Annotated in this window: 1 protein-coding gene; it reads right to left on the bottom strand. The window is 56.2% G+C overall.

Annotated elements, in window-relative coordinates; all coding sequences use genetic code 11:
- Positions 1–156: 156 nt before the first annotated feature.
- Positions 157–386: hypothetical protein (locus GNP95_RS25930; RefSeq protein ID WP_196427331.1), on the bottom strand; the 230-nt coding region annotated here is incomplete at its 5' end.

Here is a 386-nt window from a genome sequence, read left to right as displayed (position 1 = left end):
CGGGAGCTCGGAGATGTGTATAAGAGACAGATGTAAGCTGCACTAACAAACAAACGCTTAAAGGGAATTCGCTGCCGGGCCGGGGAGGCGGGAAACGAATTTGCTTTAAGCGCTTTGTTATGCCATTTGCAGGAATTAGCGCCCGCTTGTCTGCTGTTATGTCGATTTCGAGCGGTCGCCGCGGCGAAGCGGCCGGCTCGCCAGCAAATAGTCCGAATCGGCATCGACGAGTGTCAGCCGATTGCGGCAGCAGGGGAATACGAGCAGCTTCTTGACGCGGTCTTGAAGCTCCTGCATGTCCCTCGCTTTAAGCGGCAGCAGGACGTTCTCCGCTTGGCAGAACGGGCAGTTTTGCACGTAGATGTCCTGACCGAACCGGTCGTAAG

This window comes from Paenibacillus woosongensis, assembly GCF_009725165.1.
Lineage (GTDB): Bacteria > Bacillota > Bacilli > Paenibacillales > Paenibacillaceae > Fontibacillus > Fontibacillus woosongensis.
The sequence above is the reverse complement of the archived record's forward strand: the minus strand, read 5'-3'. Positions and strand labels throughout refer to the sequence as shown.